20 protein-coding genes and 1 other annotated feature are annotated in these 19,452 nt (G+C 33.9%); of the genes, 3 read left to right on the plus strand and 17 right to left on the minus strand.

Going from position 1 to position 19,452, the window contains the following annotated elements; all coding sequences use genetic code 11:
* Window positions 1–81: 81 nt before the first annotated feature.
* From NE544_RS04815 to hypB, 6 genes are all read right to left on the minus strand, one after another.
* The gene (locus tag NE544_RS04815; RefSeq protein WP_118115855.1) at window positions 82–816 is read right to left on the minus strand and encodes an amino acid ABC transporter ATP-binding protein; all 735 of its coding nucleotides are present in this window, start codon (window positions 814–816) and stop codon (window positions 82–84) included.
* On the minus strand, window positions 809–2,338 hold the full coding sequence (locus NE544_RS04820) for an ABC transporter substrate-binding protein/permease (RefSeq protein ID WP_256268530.1): 1,530 nt from the start codon (window positions 2,336–2,338) through the stop codon (window positions 809–811). Before NE544_RS04820 ends, NE544_RS04815 begins: the two co-directional genes overlap by 8 nt.
* Window positions 2,339–2,379: 41 nt before the next feature.
* Window positions 2,380–2,588, minus strand: a binding site (T-box leader).
* 50 nt (window positions 2,589–2,638) lie between these two features.
* Window positions 2,639–3,655 carry an Rpn family recombination-promoting nuclease/putative transposase gene (locus NE544_RS04825; protein WP_256268531.1) on the minus strand — a complete coding sequence of 339 codons (1,017 nt, stop codon included), beginning with the start codon at window positions 3,653–3,655 and terminating at the stop codon, window positions 2,639–2,641.
* Window positions 3,656–3,761: 106 nt separating this feature from the next.
* Window positions 3,762–4,106, minus strand: coding sequence for a hydrogenase maturation nickel metallochaperone HypA (locus NE544_RS04830; RefSeq protein WP_118115861.1), 345 nt, complete (start codon window positions 4,104–4,106; stop codon window positions 3,762–3,764).
* A 1-nt stretch (window position 4,107) separates the two neighbouring features.
* Window positions 4,108–6,789 carry an FAD-dependent oxidoreductase gene (locus NE544_RS04835; RefSeq protein WP_256268532.1) on the minus strand — a complete coding sequence of 894 codons (2,682 nt, stop codon included), beginning with the start codon at window positions 6,787–6,789 and terminating at the stop codon, window positions 4,108–4,110.
* 1 nt (window position 6,790) lies between these two features.
* Window positions 6,791–7,453, minus strand: a complete 663-nt coding sequence (hypB, locus tag NE544_RS04840) for a hydrogenase nickel incorporation protein HypB (protein ID WP_256268533.1) — start codon at window positions 7,451–7,453, stop codon at window positions 6,791–6,793.
* Window positions 7,454–7,577: 124 nt separating this feature from the next.
* Here hypB and NE544_RS04845 point away from each other — a divergent pair, with 124 nt between their 5' ends.
* Both NE544_RS04845 and NE544_RS04850 read left to right on the plus strand, forming a co-directional pair.
* Window positions 7,578–8,366, plus strand: coding sequence for a nitrilase-related carbon-nitrogen hydrolase (locus tag NE544_RS04845; protein ID WP_256268534.1), 789 nt, complete (start codon window positions 7,578–7,580; stop codon window positions 8,364–8,366).
* Window positions 8,344–9,312 (plus strand): P1 family peptidase, encoded by a 969-nt coding sequence (locus NE544_RS04850; RefSeq protein WP_256268535.1) that lies wholly within the window; start codon window positions 8,344–8,346, stop codon window positions 9,310–9,312. Before NE544_RS04845 ends, NE544_RS04850 begins: the two co-directional genes overlap by 23 nt.
* 90 nt (window positions 9,313–9,402) lie before the next feature.
* Here NE544_RS04850 and NE544_RS04855 read toward each other — a convergent pair whose 3' ends face one another.
* Window positions 9,403–10,098: an ATP-binding protein gene (locus NE544_RS04855; RefSeq protein WP_118115873.1), complete on the minus strand. Its 696-nt coding sequence runs from the start codon at window positions 10,096–10,098 to the stop codon at window positions 9,403–9,405.
* A gap of 84 nt (window positions 10,099–10,182) precedes the next feature.
* Between NE544_RS04855 and NE544_RS04860 the strand changes: the two genes are divergently transcribed.
* Window positions 10,183–10,737 (plus strand): Crp/Fnr family transcriptional regulator, encoded by a 555-nt coding sequence (locus NE544_RS04860; RefSeq protein WP_256268536.1) that lies wholly within the window; start codon window positions 10,183–10,185, stop codon window positions 10,735–10,737.
* Here the strand turns inward: NE544_RS04860 and NE544_RS04865 are convergent.
* From NE544_RS04865 to NE544_RS04910, 10 genes are all read right to left on the minus strand, one after another.
* The gene (locus NE544_RS04865; protein WP_256268537.1) at window positions 10,730–11,521 is read right to left on the minus strand and encodes a histidinol-phosphatase; all 792 of its coding nucleotides are present in this window, start codon (window positions 11,519–11,521) and stop codon (window positions 10,730–10,732) included. The two genes, NE544_RS04860 and NE544_RS04865, sit on opposite strands and share 8 nt — an antisense overlap.
* The gene (locus NE544_RS04870) at window positions 11,518–11,946 is read right to left on the minus strand and encodes a low molecular weight protein-tyrosine-phosphatase (RefSeq protein WP_256268538.1); all 429 of its coding nucleotides are present in this window, start codon (window positions 11,944–11,946) and stop codon (window positions 11,518–11,520) included. Before NE544_RS04870 ends, NE544_RS04865 begins: the two co-directional genes overlap by 4 nt.
* Window positions 11,947–12,349: 403 nt before the next feature.
* The gene (locus NE544_RS04875; protein WP_256268539.1) at window positions 12,350–12,670 is read right to left on the minus strand and encodes a type II toxin-antitoxin system RelE/ParE family toxin; all 321 of its coding nucleotides are present in this window, start codon (window positions 12,668–12,670) and stop codon (window positions 12,350–12,352) included.
* Window positions 12,655–12,972 carry a type II toxin-antitoxin system RelB/DinJ family antitoxin gene (locus NE544_RS04880; protein ID WP_256268540.1) on the minus strand — a complete coding sequence of 106 codons (318 nt, stop codon included), beginning with the start codon at window positions 12,970–12,972 and terminating at the stop codon, window positions 12,655–12,657. Before NE544_RS04880 ends, NE544_RS04875 begins: the two co-directional genes overlap by 16 nt.
* 133 nt (window positions 12,973–13,105) lie before the next feature.
* Window positions 13,106–13,252, minus strand: a complete 147-nt coding sequence (locus tag NE544_RS04885) for a hypothetical protein (RefSeq protein ID WP_256268541.1) — start codon at window positions 13,250–13,252, stop codon at window positions 13,106–13,108.
* A 53-nt stretch (window positions 13,253–13,305) separates the two neighbouring features.
* Window positions 13,306–13,584, minus strand: a complete 279-nt coding sequence (locus NE544_RS04890; RefSeq protein WP_118320496.1) for a type II toxin-antitoxin system Phd/YefM family antitoxin — start codon at window positions 13,582–13,584, stop codon at window positions 13,306–13,308.
* A 606-nt stretch (window positions 13,585–14,190) separates the two neighbouring features.
* The gene (locus NE544_RS04895) at window positions 14,191–14,361 is read right to left on the minus strand and encodes a hypothetical protein (RefSeq protein WP_256268563.1); all 171 of its coding nucleotides are present in this window, start codon (window positions 14,359–14,361) and stop codon (window positions 14,191–14,193) included.
* On the minus strand, window positions 14,321–15,574 hold the full coding sequence (locus NE544_RS04900; protein WP_256268542.1) for an ATP-binding protein: 1,254 nt from the start codon (window positions 15,572–15,574) through the stop codon (window positions 14,321–14,323). Before NE544_RS04900 ends, NE544_RS04895 begins: the two co-directional genes overlap by 41 nt.
* A gap of 871 nt (window positions 15,575–16,445) precedes the next feature.
* Window positions 16,446–18,584 carry a response regulator gene (locus NE544_RS04905; RefSeq protein WP_256268543.1) on the minus strand — a complete coding sequence of 713 codons (2,139 nt, stop codon included), beginning with the start codon at window positions 18,582–18,584 and terminating at the stop codon, window positions 16,446–16,448.
* The gene (locus NE544_RS04910; RefSeq protein WP_256268544.1) at window positions 18,574–19,377 is read right to left on the minus strand and encodes an ABC transporter substrate-binding protein; all 804 of its coding nucleotides are present in this window, start codon (window positions 19,375–19,377) and stop codon (window positions 18,574–18,576) included. The genes NE544_RS04905 and NE544_RS04910 overlap by 11 nt, the downstream gene beginning before the upstream one ends.
* Window positions 19,378–19,452: the final 75 nt, after the last annotated feature.

Here is a 19,452-nt window from a genome sequence, read left to right on the forward strand (position 1 = left end):
AACAGTTGATAATCGGTGATTGATTATCAACTATAAGCACGACTGCCTGTCGTACAGAAAAGCTTGAGCATGTGCCCAAGCTTATAGTACTTGCGATAAAAATTTGATGGTTCTTGGATTTTGTGGATGTTCAAAGATATCTTCTGGAGTTCCTTGTTCTTGAATAATACCTTCATCCATAAATAATACGCGATCACTTGTTTCACGGGCAAATCCCATTTCGTGTGTTACGATCACAATTGTCATTCCTTGATTTGCCAATTCTTTAATGACTTCAAGTACACCTTTTACCATTTCTGGATCTAATGCACTTGTTGGTTCATCACATAAAATTACATCTGGATGCATAGCTAGAGCACGAACAATAGCTAGACGCTGTTTTTGTCCACCAGATAATTTTCTTGGATATTCATCCTTCTTATCTTCCAAGCCTACTTTTTTAAGCAATTCAATTGCTTCTTTTTCAGCTTGGGCCTTTGGTGTTTTAAGTTCTAGAATTGGTGTGATGGTAATATTTTCTAAAACTGTTAAATGTGGAAATACATTAAAGTGCTGGAAGATCATTCCAATCTTTTTACGATGTGTATCAATATCAACATTTTCAGCTGCAATATCTATACCTTCGAAAATGATTTGTCCACTAGATGGTTTTTCTAATAAGTTAAGACAACGTAAGAAAGTAGATTTTCCTGAACCACTAGGTCCAATAATACTAACAACTTCTCCTTGATGGATTGTTTGATCAATTCCTTTTAATACTTCAAGATCTCCAAAATTTTTATGTAAGTCTTTTACAACAATTAGTTCCTTAGTCACTGACACTCAACTTCCCTTCCATGTATTTAATTAATTTTGATAATGAATATGTAACAATAAAGTAGATCAAACCAACAATTACTAATGGTTCAATGGATTTATAAGTAGCCGATTTAATAACACTGTTAACAGTCATTAATTCTCCAATATAGAATGTACTTGCCAAAGATGTTTCCTTGATCATCATAACGAATTCATTACCTAAGGCAGGCAAGATATTCTTGATAGCTTGAGGAATAATGATTTTAGTCATCATATGTACATTTGACATACCAAGTGATTTGGCCGCTTCTCTTTGTCCTTTATCCACTGACTGTATACCTGAACGAATAATTTCAGCCACATATGCACTTGAGTTAATAATCAACGCAATGATAACACTAACGATCATCGGCATATTTCCATTTGTCAAATAAGAGAAAATATTGATGAACAACCATAATTGTAGTAATAGTGGTGTTCCACGAATCAATTCTACATATACACCCGCAATCACTTGTACGATTTTATTCTTTGATAGTTTTACTAGGGCAAATAATCCACCAATAATTGTACCAAAAATAACAGTAATAGCAGCAAGTCCTAAAGTGATTCCTAAACCTTTTAATAATTGTGGCCAGCAATATTGAACGATTTGAACACATGTTCCAAAGAATCCAGTCGCTGTTAAAGTAAATTGTTCACTACTCTGTTTCTTTGCCGCTTTATACCACTCTTCATATAAACCTTTTTTATTGACTTCCTTTAAAATTTTATTGACTTCTTTCATCAATCTCTTTTCACCTAAAGGAGCACCTACACGATTACCTGCATAATCTTGATCAATATTGAATAATTCATCTAACTTCGCAAGTTCAGAGTTCTTTTCAATATATTCATCAGCTGTACCTTCAGAGCATGCAACAGCTTGTACCGTACCATTCTTTAATAGCGCAACACCATCATCAATACTTGAAATAGATTGTAGTTTTGCGTCCGGAATTTGATCTTCTGTATATTGTTGCTGGATTGATCCTTGTTGAGCAGCCACCTTTAAGCCAGTTAGATCTGTTAACTTCTTATACTTATCTGCATCTTTTTTTGCGATAATAACAGCTTGTCCACCAGTATCCTCTGTCATATTGTATCCAATAGACATTTCCATCTGTTGCGCACGTGCTGGTGTATAAGCCAACCCAGTAATTGCTAAATCAATTTCTTCAGTTTGAAGATTTGCCAAAACTGTATCAAAACTTGCGGCTTTGATTGTTAATTTAACACCCATCTTTTTCGCAATATATTTTGCTAATTCAATATCAGAACCTACATATTGCGCTTGTCCTGTTTTTGTTGAGTCAATAAATTCATTAGGTGGAAAATCAGGAGATGTACCTACAATCAATTCTCCTCTTTCTTGAATCTTGTCTAATAAATCGCCTGTTGTTGATGTGTCTGTTTCATCGGCAAATGCAGGCATAATACTAGACATCATAATCATAAAACTTACTAAAAATGCCGAAATTAATTTAAATCCTTTTTTCATCTCTACCATTCCCTTCTAATAAAAAAAGCCGTCCTTGAATATACAAGGACGACTATAAAATCGCGGTACCACCTTATTTCCTGCACGAATGTACAAGCCCTTAACTCATAACGGGAGTATCCGAAGCTTCCTCAATCTTCGAAAGCTTAGCTCTAAGACACGTTCACCCTGTGCTTACTGTTCCATTTCCACCATCAGGAACTCACTATCAGCAGCATCCACGACTACTTCTTCTTTTCATTGCCTTTACAAAGGATGGCTTTATTATAAACAAACATTTTTTTAAATGCAACAGAAAATTTATGATTTTATCAACACCTGAATTTCATCCACATTTAGTGAACAATATGCAGAAATTTGTTCAAGACTAAAACCGTCTTCATACATCTTGCAAACCATTTGTTTCACTTGTTTATTTGCTGCTTCTACTTTCTTGTCAGCTTTTTCCGCTTGTTTTTGAGCTTTTTCTTCTGCTTTTCGAGCATCTTCTTCTGCTTTTCGAGCATCTTCTTGTGCTTTACGAGCCTCTTGTGTTGCCTGTCTTGCTTCTTCTTTTGCTTTATGAGCCTCTTTCACTTGTTTTTGAGCTTCTTCAAGTTCGAGCTGCAGTTCGATTCGTTCTTCATTTTCATGCAGTTTTCTAAAATCTTCTATTATTTTCTTCCAACGATCATCCGATATCGTTTCTACACGTTTCTCTAACATTTGAATCACCTCATCCTCTTCTACCATCATCTTAATTTTACTATCATCCATTCCTTTATGGCAATTCAAAAAATAATAAATCATCTTTTCCTGTTCATTCATATCACTCAGTGGTTTCTTTAAATCTACTTTTGGCATTTCCACTGTAATTAACTTCATACAATCTTCAGATTCTTTCACAAAAGGTATACCACTCCATTTTCTCATTGTGAATGTGCTACAAATCTCATCATCATCAACAAGAATCAAATTAAAGAAGATCATGACAATGGTTTCCTTTAACTGACTATAGCTTTTCCCTTCCATATCTTGTGAACCATGAAGCCTAGCTAAATAATAATTAAAGCGATTGGGTAAATGATCTTTGGTTTGTCTTAACTGCATTTCTAAATCCACCGTCGTTTGATCATCAAATTCAACCAATAGATCCAATCTCGAATTCTTCATTTTACTATAGTCTTTTACCATTTCTGAATTCTTTACAACTACATGATTCACTTTCCGTTCTAAAAATACCGTAAGTAATGATTTTAAAGCATCATTAGCCTCTTTACAATCTTCGCCAAAGACATACTTAAAGGCGAAATCATTTAATAAATTTGCGCTTCTCATGAGCACCTCTTTCTAGTAGGCATTTCTTACATACTCATATACGAAAAAAAAGATACTTTTTCGAATAATTTTTAGATTTTTGCACAAAAAAAGCGCCTTTCGACGCTTATTCGGCTTCAATCTCCTTAATGAGACACTCATTACCTTGAAGAAGAACTGTATGTTCACTCTTACAATATGGACACTCTCTTCCATATTGAATCGTATCATATGTTTTTTCACATTCATTACAAATCGTAATGGCTTCAATCCATTCATATTCTAGTGTTGAGTTTTCAATTAAAGGAACTTTTTTCTTATAATATTTCCAACAATCTACTAAATACTCAGGAACAATTCCACTTACTTTTCCTATCTGCAAAGTCACTCTACGAATATCTGTAATATTATTTTCTTGTGCAAGTTCTTCTAATGTTTTTGAAATATGTACAACAATTCCTAATTCATGCATACTATTTCTTCTTATTGCGAATAATCTTGATTTGGCGTTTAGCCGCATACGGCAAGATAGCTTTCATTTTATCTTCCGCCTTAACCATTCTTGCTCCATCTTTGATATCACGCGTTAAGTGGATCGCATCAAATTCACATTTTGTCGTACACAAACCACAACCAATGCACTTATTGGTATCCACAATACTTGCACCACATCCAAGACATCGATTGGCTTCAATCTTAACTTGTTCTTCTGTAAATGTCGAGCGTAAATCTCTAAAGGATTTTTCACCCAACCCCTTTTTTATACCAGGTATCTGTCGTTTGGCATGATCAAAATCAATATCAATCAATGCGTTATTCTTATCAAATTCATTAAATAAATGTAAGTTTCTTCCAATTGTTAGAGAATGCCCCTTATGAACAAAACGATGCATAGATTCAGCCGCTTCTTTACCATGACTAATCGCATCAATCGCAAATTTTGGACCTGTGTACACATCACCACCCACAAATACATCTTCAACAGATGTTTGTAGTGTTGTACCATCCGCTTTGATTGTTCCATTTGGATTGACATCTACATCCAATCCTTGAATTGGAATAATACTTTGTCCAATTGAAAGTAATACATGACTACATTGTATAGTTTCCAAAACACTATCATCATAGCTTGGATTAAATCTTCCAGTTTCATCCTTTACACTTACACATTGTTTAAATACAATTGAATCTTCTAAGATTTCCTTTGGACCCCATCCACAATGAAGAAGAATTCCCTCTTCTTTAGCTTCTAATACTTCCTCAGGACTAGTCGGCATTTCGCCTTCTTGTTCTAAAGAACATAAATGAACCTTTTGTGCCCCACTTCTTAAAGCTGCACGAGCTACATCTATCGCAACATTTCCACCACCAACGACAACCACATCGCCAGAAATTAGATTCGAATCTTCTACTTTATTCACCTTTCGCAAGAAATCAATTCCAGATTCAACCATCGCATTATCTTCTCCTGGAATATTTAATTTTCTTGATCCTTGAGCACCAATGGCCACATAGAATGCTTCATATCCCTCATTTCTTAAATCATCCAAAGAAATGTCTTTACCTACTTCTATGCCACACTTGAACTCAATGCCCATAGCTTTTAACACTTCAATTTCCGCCTCAATCACAGACTTTTCTAATCTAAAAGAAGGAATACCATATACCAACATACCGCCTGGTTTTTCTTCCTTTTCGAATATTGTGACAGGATAGCCCATTATTCTTAAATAATAAGCGGCACTCATACCAGCAGGACCTGCACCAATAATGGCCATCTTATTTGTAAAAAATTTGCCTTCGACATTTTCACATAAAGGAATATAACGCTTATGTTCATGAAGTTCTTGTTCGGCAATAAACTTCTTGATTTCATCAATAGCCAAAGGCTCATCAATCAATCCGCGCGTACACTGTTGTTCACACCTTCTATTACAAATAGCTCCACATACGGCTGGAAATGGATTAAAGTCTTTAATTAACTTTAATGCATCCATATAGCGACCTTCTTTCGCCATCTTAATATAGCCTTGTACCGGTAAATGTGCAGGGCATGCACTCTTACAAGGAGATGTTCCCGTTTCATAACAGTTGACTTTAGCTGTATCTCTAAAATTCCAGTTCCACTTTTCAGGGCCCCACTTTACATCATCACAAAGTTCCTGTTTAGGATACGATACAGGTCCATCCTTTGTACAAAGTTTTTGACCCAATTTTGCCGCTCCTACAGGACAAATTTCCACACACTTTCCACACGCAACACACTTTTCACTATCCACATGAGCCCTATAAGCACTGGCCGACATATTAGGCGTATTAAACAATTGACTCGTTCTTAATGCGTTACAAACACCATGTGCGCAGTTACATATCGCAAAAATCTTATCTTCTCCATCAATATTCGTAATCTGATGTACATATCCTTTTCTTTCACAACGTTCTAAAGTCTCAATAACCTCTTCATACGTACAATAATGACCACCCTTGTTTGTCTGTACAACGTAGTCAGCCATATCACCTACCGCAATACAAACATCCGCTTCAACATCACCAGTTCCTTCACCTCTAACACGTTGTTGTCTTCTACATGAACATGGAGAAAGTGCGTATTTATCGTATTTATTCAACCAATGCGAAATCTTTTCTACACTTACCGCTTGCTGATTTGCATGAATCGCCTTTTCTACAGGAATAACATGCATACCAATGCCTGCTCCTCCAGGTGGAACCATTGGCGTTACCTTTTCAAGTGGTAATCGCGTCATCTTTTCAAAGAAATCCGCAACAATTGGATGTTCTTCTACAAGATCTTTATTCATAACCATAAATTCAGCTGCTCCAGGAACAAATTGAGGAAGCACAAACTGTTTATGATGATTCTCATTTTCCCAGTTGTATTCAATCATTCCAATATTGCATACTTCATTTAATACACGATTCACTCTTCCTGCTGGCCACCCACTTCTTTTCACTACTTCTTCAAAAGAAAGTGGTTTACGCACTTCAAAACACAAACATAAATCGCATTGTTCATCATTTAATATTTCATTTAAGCACTCATATTCAGGATCCGTTTCCGATAATTTTTTTACTTTAGCTGGAATACGATCCGTGATACGCCTTGCCAGTTTATCAATATTATCTCGATATGTCATATTATTCTTTCCAGGCCTTTACTTCGTTTTCAAGCCAATTACACCAATCTTCAATTCCCTCACCTGTTTTAGCACACACTTTAAAAATCTTCGCATTTGGATTACGGTACAAAATATTCTTTTTACACTTATCTACATCAAAATCAAAGTATGGCAATACATCCATTTTATTAATTAAAACCACATCACACACTTGAAACATCAATGGATATTTTAAAGGTTTGTCATCTCCTTCTGGAACACTTAATATAGCCACATTTTTAGTGGATCCCGTGTCAAATTCAGCAGGACACACTAAATTCCCTACATTTTCAAGTACAGCCAAATCTAAATCTTCCATACCCATTTCATGCAATCCTTGACGAGTCATATCTGCGTCTAAATGACACATACCACCTGTATGTAGTTGAATCGTGCGTACGCCATATTCACTGATGGTTTTGGCATCTACATCACTATCAATATCCGCTTCCATAATACCAATTCTCATTGTATCTTTTAGTCTTTCTAACGTTCTAGATAGAGTTGTTGTCTTCCCTGCTCCTGGACTTGACATAACATTCAATAAGAACACACCTTTATCTTTACATTCTTCTCTCAATTTGTTCGCATCTTTATTATTATCTTCAAATACACTTTGTTTTACTTCTATAATTTTATACATGATAAGAAACCTCCTAAAATGATTGTAAACGATTTCAAATCAGTAGTAAATAAACACATGTTAGTCTTTGCACACCTTGAAAAGTAGTCACTTTTCGCCTATCATAATCTATATGAAGATCTGTATGTACCAAATGTCTGTTTCAATGGATAACCAACAAAATATAGCTAAACTAAAAAATATTCCAGACTGTGATATTTTAGTTCTTTGTGAAATGTGGAATTGTCCCTATCATAATGATGCACTTAAAACAGCGTATTTGCGTCATGATGAAAGTTTGATAGCTTTAAAAAAACTAGCTAAATCGCATAGGATATGGATTGTGGCTGGTTCCATTTGTGCTGACAAATACAATCGCTGTTACATATTAAATAGCGATGGCGACATTGTTTGTTCGTATGATAAAACACATCTTTTTGAATTCCACAACAAACAAGATTATTGTGAAAATGAAGTGTTTGTACCAGGAAATCACCTACAATGTTTTGATACGCCATGGGGAAAATGTGGCATTTTATTATGTTACGACATTCGCTTTCCAGAAGTATCCAGAGTTCTATCTCAAAATGGAGCACAAATTCTATTTTGTCCAGCCGCTTTTAATGAGCAGGCTACAAAGAAACATTGGAAGCTATTTACTCAGACACGCGCCTTAGAAAATGAAGTCTTTTTGTGTGGGGTTGCCCCAGCTAAGTATACGTATAAGAACTATACTTCAGGAGGCCATTCTATTCTTGTGGATGGTTTTGGCAATGTTGTAGTGGAGTTGGGTGAAGAAGAAGCATACAAAGTTGTAGATATCGATTTAAACGACATTGAAAAAGTAAGGAAAAGGATGCCTTATTGGAAGGTACGTAGAAATGATTTATATGAATTAAAGGAGATCAAAAATGAAGACAATTCAAATCAATGAGATCGAAGGATTTCAAATTGGTAGTGCACAAGATACAGAAAATGCGACTGGCTGTACAGTCATCTTATGTAAAGAAGGAGCTACAGCTGGTGTAGATGTACGTGGTGGTGGTCCAGCCACTCGTGAAACAGATTTATTGAATCCAAAGAACATGGTTCAAAAGATTCATGCGGTTACATTATCAGGTGGTAGTGCTTTTGGTTTAGAATCAAGTAGTGGTGTTATGCAATATTTGAGCGAACACGAAATTGGTTTTGACATGAAAAACATCTATATTCCAATCGTATGTGAAGCTTGTCTATTTGATTGTGGTGTAGGTAATTCTAAAGCGTATCCAAACAAACAAATGGGTTATGATGCTTGTATAGAAGCTGAAAAAAATGATCCAAAACAAGGAAATGTAGGTGCAGGAACAGGGGCTAGTGTTGGTAAATTCTTTGGTCCTCAATATGCGATGAAGGCAGGACTTGGATTTTCTGCCCTACAAATGGGTCCATTAAAAGTAGGAGCTATTGTAGCTGTGAATGCATGTGGTGATATTTTCTATCCAAATTCAGATAAACCAATTGCAGGTATCTATGATCGAAACACAAACACAAGATTGTTTAGTGAAGATGAAATCTTAAAGGCAGCTGAAAAGATGATCAATTCTTGTGGTATGAATACGACAATTGGTTGTATCATCACAAATGCGGATTTAAATAAAGCACAAATGAATAAGATTGCGAGTATGGCACATAATGGATATGCAAGATGTATTCGTCCCGTCCACACTTCAAGTGATGGAGATACTATTTTTGCGATGACATCGAATAAAGTGCCTGCAGAACAAGATCTAGTTGGAATCATGGCCGTAAAAGCAATGGAACAAGCTATTGTCAATGCAGGTACACTTGCAGATAGTGCTTATGGTCTAGCTAGCTATAAAGAAATCACAAAGGAATAATCATTAAAGTATCGCTACGGTGATACTTTTTTCATATCAAAAATGACAAAAGTGCAATATCTGATACGTTAATTGCACTTTTTTTAAGGTTTAATCTAAGATTTTTCCATCAATTGAAATTGTGACAACTTGCCAAGGAATGAACTTTTTGCTTTCCTGCAAAGCTTTTTTTACCGCATTTTCAAGACCACCACAACAAGGTACTTCCATACGTACAATGGTTACACTTTCAATAGAATTCATACGAATAATATCGCAAAGCTTTTCTGAATAATCCACACCATCGAGTTTTGGACATCCAATTAGAGTCACTTTATTTCTCATAAATTCCTGATGAAAATTGGCATAGGCATAAGCTGTACAATCCGCAGCTATTAAAAGCTTAGCATGTTGAAAGAATGGTGCGTTGATAGGTGCTAGCTTAATTTGTATAGGCCAAGATGTTAATTGACTTGTTACATCAATCGATGGACTTGATACAACTGGATTCAGTGTATGCATCATAGATCCAGGGCATCCTGAATGCATGGTGCCTGATTCTTTCATGCGCTTTTCCATATTCTTTTTTACAGCCTCTTCATCATAAGCTAGAGTATCTTTTTCAATAAATGAAATAGCACCTGTAGGACATGTTGGTAAACAATCCCCTAGTCCATCACAATAATCATCACGCATTAATTTTGCTTTTCCATTCACTAAGCCAATGGCTCCTTCATGACAGGCATCCACACAGATACCGCATCCTGTACATTTATCTTCATCAATTTGAATTATTTTTCTTAACATAGAATCATCCTCATTTCTTATGAACTTATTATAGTGTATAATACATTAAATTTATGTTGTTTAAACCACGAAAGGGAGATATTTATGGATTTACAATTTAAAAAATACAAGAAAAATGAAATTATTTATCATATAGAAGATATTCCTCAAGCCATTGGCATTGTCAAAGAAGGAAGTGTTGTCATAGAAACTGTAGACTTTTTAGGCAATGTTTCCTTATTGTCACATATAGGTCCCAATCAAATGTTTGCGGAAAGCTATGCCCTAACCAAAACACCTATGCACGTCTATGTAAGAGCCATCGAGGATTGTACGATTCAATTTTTAGATGTTCAAGCCTTAGAAAAATCCCCAGAATTAAAAGATCAAATGATTCAAATACTTTCAAATAAAAACAAGATGTTGTCACAACACATATTCCATATTTCCAACAAAACCATTCGCAATAAAGTATTGTCATACTTATCGTTTATGAAACTAGAAACACAAAATTCTACCTTTAAGATTCCGTTTGATCGTCAACAGATGGCTGACTATTTAAACGTAGAACGAAGTGCCTTATCAAAAGAGCTTTCTAAAATGAAAAGTGAAGGTTTAATTGATTATCACAAGAACACCTTCACTGTTTACTCTATTTAATTTTCACTGGTACAAAACCATCATTGGTTAATATTTGCAGTTCTTTAAATCCACAAGATTGAATCAAGTCTAAACTGGATTCAAAAGCACAATCCAAATAGTTCTTATCATGACAATCACTGTTTAGACAAATACGCGCATTCTTTGCGCATAAATATTCCAATATATTCTTAGATGGATATGGTGTTTTACGATAGCCTCTGGCGATAGCTCCTGTATTCACTTCAAAAATCTTATCGTTGATCAACAATCGGTCCATGCAATCGCAAACAATGTTCATATAGTCTTTATCATTAAATTGAAAATAAGACTCGTCCTCATTATATTTGGTAATCAAATCCAAATGTCCAATGATATCCACTTCTTGCCAATCATACATATTCGATAAGTCTGAATAGTAGTCTTTACACATCTTTTTATAGTCGCCAGAATACGATTCAAACAAGGAATCAAATACAGGCTTTGAATAATCCACAGCTGCTTCACCTAAAAAGTGTTTACTTCCAATCACATATTCAAATGGAGCTTTTTCAGATATTCTTCCTAACATATCTTCTTCAATGCCTAAATGGATTTGAATAGATGAAGAATATTTCAATTTAATTCTCTCAACCTCTGAAATATATCCTGAAGTATCTCGCATGGAACTTGTATCCACGTCCAAATATCCATGGCCAGAAAAGCCTAGAATATCAAAGCCCTTTGAGATGGCTTCTAAAGTCATTTCTTCAATCGTATCTTTTCCATCACAAAAGATGGAGTGCGTATGTAGATTCTGTTTCATGATAATTTCTCCAACCAGGCTTTACAACCCTCATTAATATCATTATAAGCTGTTTCAAAATCATTACTATACCAAGGATCCGAAACATCTCTTGATAATAATTTATAGATCTTGTGATCTGGATCATTATTGAACATACGATTTAGATTACGCATATTATTTTCATCCATACAAATTAAATAATCATATGACAAATAATCACTCATTGTAGCTTGTCTTGCATAATGTCTAGAAAATGGAATCCCCTTTTCTTTTAGTTTACGCTTAGCCGGAGGATAGATATCATTACCAATCTCTTCACGACTTGTAGCTGCACTAGAGACATATAGTTCTACCCCATTTTTCTTTGCCAAATCTTTCATAATGTACTCAGCACTAACACTACGACATATGTTGCCGTAGCAAATAAAAAGCACTTTCTTCATAGTCAAAAACCTCGCTTTTATATAATTTATCATATCAAAAGAAATTTAAAAAGCAGTTAATCAGCTTCAAATTATACATATATTTATCATTTATTTAACATCTGCCAATCTAATTCATCTCATGACTAAAGTCATGAGTGTTCTTAGATTGCATTATAATCGGCAATGTAAACCATGATTTTTTCACTTCTTCATCAGGAATTATACTTTCGATATATACAAGTAATTCTTTCATACTCGTTTTTCACGTCCTTTCCGCTGCTTTTTCACAGTCTTTTTTTGCTTGCATATCCTTAAAAAAATCTTTCATTTCATCTCTCCAATCTAAAATTTATGCATAGAAAAAGCAGCCAATCTTAAGACTAACTGCTAATTACTACACTATATTCATTTCTTGTTGTGATTAAATTTTCTTTAGCTGTTCACTTATATCACGTCCGCCATACATCACTGTAACGATACGCACAATTTTTTCTTCCAAGTCAGGAATATATAAAACAACAAAGTTATCTATCGGAAGAACTCGCATACCTAAACTGTGCCACGGTTCAGTTTCATAACGGCGGTATCGTTCTGGTAATTCATCAAGAGAGAGAATTGCATCCCACAAACGACTGATTTGTCTTTCTGCGTTTTCAGGTGCATTTAAATCAACCGTAATATAAAGGAAAATATTCCTTAAATCCCTGTCGGCTCTTTCTGTTAATTCTACTTCAAATTGCATATATTAAAATCTTTGCGCATTTCGGCAAATGCCTGTTTTGCGGGCTTTGTTCTTCCTGACAAAATATCCGCATATCCTTTCTCAAGTTCTGCGTTCAATTCTTCTTCACTAAGCGCTCCCATGCAGACGGGTTTTTCATATGGTAAGCGTACTTCAAAAGGAAGTCCTTTTTTTAAGACAATCTGTTTGAAAAACATATCAATCGCATTAGAAGTAGGAATACCAAGTGCAGACAATATTGTTTCTGCCTGTTCCTTTAATGCAGGGTCAATTCTTGCATATACGCTCGCAGATTTTGCCATAATAATAGCTCCTTTCATAGAAATAATATACCTTTTTCTATGTCAATTATACTACATTGTATTGATATGAGCAATACACCGATAACCCAAATTTTCTGCAAGAGTCTTACCAATATCGTGTCCTTTTCTAGTATCAACACCTGATAGCCTTGTCTTTTAAAGCAGGATATCTAGGCGTGATTCCTAAATATGGATTATCTTCCAATAGATAAATATTCTTTTCTAAATCATCTAATTTTTTTAATGCAATATCCTCATCGAAATTTCTTGCGATATTCATTACTTTTTTTCGAATACCAATATCTGCAGTATCTGTACGTACAATAGTATATTTTATTTTCCTTTTAACATAGCTCTTAAATCATTAAAAGTGTCTTGAATAGGTGATACTCTTCCGTTCGCAACATCTTCATCTGCTTCTGCAAGCAATTCCAACAATTCAATTCTTGACTTCATACTTTTGTATTCATCATAAGATAAAGAAACTGTATCACCACGTCCATTTACTGTAATAATTACAGCTTCATTCTCTTCCCGACATTGTTTTGAAATTTCATTATAGTGATTTCTTAAATCAGCAGATGGCCTAATAGATTCTCGTATATGATACATAATATATGTAAATTATGTCATAAAATGACTATATGATCCATTTATATCATCTTCGAACTGCTTGTATTTGTTCGAAAATAAGACTTCCATATTTGCATAAACATTCCTTTATCGGTATAATACAGATACAGAAAGGCTACTGGATACAGTGGTCACTCTGAATTAAGGTCAAAAGACGCTAGTAATCCATTGGTGAGGGTGAACTAGTGTCTTTTACATTTTTCTATAATAATCAATGTGATTTTTAGTAATTCAACTAAAGCCAATAAAACCATGGCAACATCAATGTATAGATAAATATACATACAACACGTTCTCCTAAAAAAATCGAAGGATCTGCCGAGAACTCAAGCAGATTTCTTTTTTTAATTCAGAGGGTTCACCATTACTACATCCAGTAGCACTTCTAATTATAAAATTTCAATGTGAAAACATTGTGAATTATGTTCAATAGTTCCTATTTGATCTAAAACGTGTTATTTTCGTTGAATTAGATACGATTTAGCATTCTAAAAGAACACAAAATCATCCTTTTGCACAATATTAGTACCATCTCAACTGACTTTAAAAAGCAGTTAGCCTAAAATTGACCAACTGCCATATTTATTATTCTTGTGAAGTTCTAGCATCTACACGAGCTCTAATTTCATCCATTTCCGGTTGAATAGCTTCGTATTCTTTTTTGAACTCTTCATCCTGCAATTGTTGCACAAGCAAGTCATCAAATGTTTTCATTTTATTTAATTCTATATTTCGTTCCTTTCCCTTTACCTTCAATAGTGATTACACCTTTTTGTTCCATATCTTTCAATAACTTTGTTGTTTTGGATTTACCAAAAGATATATATGGTGCAATTTCACTCATTGATTTCAACATATTTCTACTCAAAAGTTTATACACTACTTTTTCATCTTCCGTTAAATTCGCATTCTCTTCATATATTGGAAGAACAATTTGAATCGCATTCTCTGATACTTCAAAACTTGGTTTTACCGATGCTTCAGAATAGATTTGTTTGATTCTTGTAATACCTGTTCCAAATATTTCTACAAACCCCAATCTGTAAAATACATTCGCAAGATTTCTGTTTCTTAAAACCGAAAGTTTTCCTGATAAATATTCATCCTCTGTGATTCCAGATGGTAATCCACCTGGAGATACAACTTCTATTCTATCATCAAACATAGATACTCTAATTTGTGAATCCACATCCCATACTCGATGAATTAAAGTGTTCGCAATAGCTTCTCTAAATGCAGCTTCAGGTATCTTTTCCACCATCTTTCGATCAGCTCCTTGAATTACTTCATATTGATAATAATCTCTAAATACACTAAGAGCTTTTTCATATATATCCAAGACGGATGTATTTTCAAAAGTAATCCTCTTTTGTATAATGCTGATATTTTCTCCAAATTTCACAATATCAATTCCGGGAAAATGATTTTTATCCGCTAAAAGACCAGCTGCATTATTAAAGCCATTCACGTCATCATATAGGTTTAATGTCTTTAAAGTATCTTTATTAAAAGTTTCAATCTGAATTTTCTCTTTTAGATTACTTTGCAAAATTTCAAAAGACAACTTTTGATCTTTACAAGGCAATTCTTCAAACCGAATATTTTTTCCTTCTAAGACAAGTCTTGAAAACTCTAATGTATCTACTTCTATTGTTGATGTATCATTTCGTTTATATGCTTTTGATTTATACAAATACGGTTTCTGAAGACCACTCTTTACATTTAATTTTATCGTTTGCTCATTATTTTGGATTTCTAAAGTATAGTTTGGCTGAGACGAAATACTATCATTGATTTTATTTTCAATATCTAAACAAGCTTGTTTCGCATTAGACAAACCTTTTATATTTCCATCATCATCCACACCAAAAAGAATCACTCCACCATCATAATTCGAAAAGGCACTCACTGTTTTTAGAAAAGTATTCGTAATTTTTTCTTTAAATTCTAGTATTCTTGTTTCTCGCATATAGACTCCTTTCCACTTTTATTAATTATATTATATGTATAATCACGCATAAAAACAATCGTATTTATTTATGACTGCTTTTATGCGTGATTTCAATCATATTTTTTTATTTTCGACCGTATTTTTAACTGGAATCAATACATAAATATTGTAAAAGACTTTTATAATTCTTTTTTAGATGAATTGATTTTTTACAATCACGATTTTTAAACCAGCTTTTACAATACTATGAATCCGTGTTAAAACATTAACAACAATCCAAGTATAGACACACAATTTAAATTTTCTCTAATTTGATTTGTTGATGAAGTTATCCAAAAGGTGCATTTAAGGTGCACAAATCCTCTTAATTTCATTTATTATCCTTTATATAAAGTGCCTTATGAAGAATAAAATATCATACCGTGGCAAATAAAAAGCACTTTCTTCAAAGTCAAAAAACTTCACTTTTATATAATTATCATACTCAAAAGAAAATGATAAGTCATGAAGCTAAACAATATTTCTATTTAGTTTATTTGCACAAAATAAAAACAATCGTATGTTTTACGATTGCCTTTACAAATTCTTTAAATAATCCTCCACATTTTTTATTCATAATCTTTTCTTCTCTTTCTTCAACGCAAAAAGAGTTTCTTGTTCATGCCACAGAAACTCTTTTGTACTCTAATGCATATCCATAATCGAAAAAGAGCTATTATCAATTGCTTTAAAATACTATATTGGTCAGCATGTTTACATCTCAAGCTTTCACTGAATTTGCCAATCGATAATGTCAAATTCATTATACATACAAAATTTTAACATGCCATCGTTTTTCTAACTTATATAGTTATTTATTCGATTTAATTATCGTTTTAATTTAAAAACACTATACGCTTTTATAACCACACAACTTCGATATAACTCGAATCAGTATATCTTTATCTAAAGGTTTGGATACATGTGCATTCATACCTGCTTTTTTAGCCTTTATTTTATCTTCCATAAACGCATTGGCTGTCATCGCCACAATTGGAACATTTAAATCCATTTCACGAATCATTCGAGTTGCCTCATATCCATCCATTTCCGGCATCATTATATCCATTAAGATAATGTCAAAAGATTCGGGTGCGTTCTTATAGATATCCACCGCTTCTTTACCATTTGTAGCACAAGTAACTCTAGACCCTTCGTTTTCGATAATAAACCTGGCAATTTCCATATTCAATTCATTATCTTCTACAAGTAAAACGCTAAGTCCTTCAATCGATGCGGAAGCGGATTCTTTTACTCTTTCATTTTTATGTTCTTCATCGATTTTAAATGGAATGCGTATCACAAATTGAGAACCCTCACCTTCTTGACTTGTAAACGCAATGGATCCACCCATCTTTTCGACAAGGCTTTTTGCGATTGGCATACCCAAACCTGTCCCCACATATTTAGAACGACTTCCCATATGTTCTTGGGCAAAAGGCTCAAAGATTTTGTTCTGGAATTCTTTAGACATACCAACGCCTGTGTCTCGACAAGTGAATTCAATTACGGTCGAGTTTGAATGATTTAAGTCCAACTCTTTATAACTTACATAGATAAATCCATTATCCTTATTGTATTTAATGGCATTGGAAAGAACATTCATTAATACACGCTTTACATGGATTGGACTTCCCATCAAATATGGATGGGTAATACTTTTTTCTTCTTCGACAATTTGAATATTACGCTCTTTTGCGAGTTCTTCTACTATTCCAATCGTTTCATCACTCAACTTATCTATATTAAATCCAACTTCTTCAAGGACGATTTCACCCGACTCAAGCTTACTCATGTCTAATACTTCATTCACTAATTCAAGTAATGTATTGGAAGCATCTTTGATCTTTGCACGACAATGGGCCTGCTTTTCAATATCATCACTATAATGATCACCAACTTCAACCATACCAATGATTCCATTGATTGGAGTACGAATATCGTGAGACATTCTTTGAAGAAATTCGGTTTTGGCAACATTAGCCGCCTCTGCCTTTTTAGCTGCCTTTAATAATTCTTCTTGGTGCACCTTCTCTTTTTCTTGCTCTTTAGCCTGTCTTATACGATTATTGCGATGACCAATATATCTTAGTACAAGCACAAACAATATATATACAAGTAAAATCGCAACTAATTTTGTGAAAACACCTTCAAATACCACATGATCTGGAATATAGGCAAAGATATAATAATTACTTTGTTTCAACATAATGCCATAATAGCCTGCACCTTTATTATTAAAATGATACATATGTTGACTATCCTTGTTTCCTTTTAATAATTGAACAATTTCATTCTTCTTTGTCGAAGCATGAAGAAGTGATTTATCATTACTGGCAATGATGTTTCCTTCATCGCAAACAAGAATCGTTCCATCCAATTTTGTACTATATCCTTTCAACAAATTTTGAAGTGTTAAATTATAATTCTGCGCAAAATAAGCGGAAGTATAAAAATAAGAAACGACAATACCAGGTGCATCACTTCTTGCACATGTCGCAATATCTAAATGAGACCCATCATCCAATTCAACGCGTTGTGCATATGTTCTTTCTGGACAATTCATATAATTCAAAACAATATCTTTACGGATATATTGATGAACTTGTTTTAAAATGGAATCATTTGTACTATAGGAACTTTCTATATTCCCATTTTCATCCAATACAAGAATCCCATCCATCCATAATGTACTAAGATTATCCTTTAGAAAAGCTTGATCTATAAGTTTTCCTGCATCTACTTTACTTTGAAGATTCGTTTGAAGCTGACGACAACTCTCAATCGTTCTTAATAGACTCTTCGATTCACTCGCCTCATTATAATGGGTATATGTAGAACATTGTATCTTTACATAATTTACAATTTTTACCAACTTAGTTTCTGTTTCATCTTTTTGTGTTTGGATAAAATAAAATGCAGAAGAAAAAATCATACAAACCCCTAGTAGTACTGTCAGTATATGGTAGTAACAATTTTTAATACGCAAAATCATCCACCTCCAAATACTTTTCTGGATTCGTTAGATATTTACCTATAATCTTTTTAGATGTGCCATCTTGTCTCATCTCATTTAATGTTTGATCCAACTTCTCACAAAGATCACGCTTATCATTTTTTGAGAAAGCTACACCAATGCCTACTCGCATCAATGGCTCTTCTAGAATACGAAAATTCGCATTATAGTCCTTTATATATTGAATAATCGATTCTTCATGAGCGCCAATCGCATCCACATATCCTTTTTGTAGGAATGTAAAGATCAATTCTCTATGGTTTAAACTAATCAAATTACCTACATTATAATTACCCTCTAATAAAATGCCTTCTGGCTTTGTGGTCGATTGTACAGCTACATTTTTACCTTTTAAATCATCCAAAGTATAAATATCACTATCATTATTGACCGCAATCACCTGACGACTTGCGATATATGGACCAGCCCACTTGTAGTCATTCAATCTTCCTTCCATGGAAAAACATGCCATGATACAATCGATTTTTCCACTTTCTAAAAGTTCCTTATTCTTTTCCCAATCAATATAAACCACTTCAACTCTGTATCCCAATCGTTTAAACGCTTCGGTTGCCAAATCCACATCAATACCTGTAGGATTTCCATCCTCATTCAAATAGTTGTATGGAGGATAATTATCACTGCCTAAAGTAATAACAGGTAAATTGGATGCATCCGATTCTAAATTCCTTGTCTTACATCCGCTTAGTAGACAAACAAGTAAAGATAGACTCAATAAACTTGTAATTATTCGTTTCCCTTTCAAATCATATCCTCCTATCTATTTGACCAATCACGCCAATATATTGATCTGTATCCAAACCAGACCACAACGTATGAA

The organism is Holdemanella sp. MSK.7.32, from assembly GCF_024460475.1.
Lineage (GTDB): Bacteria > Bacillota_I > Bacilli_A > Erysipelotrichales > Erysipelotrichaceae > Holdemanella.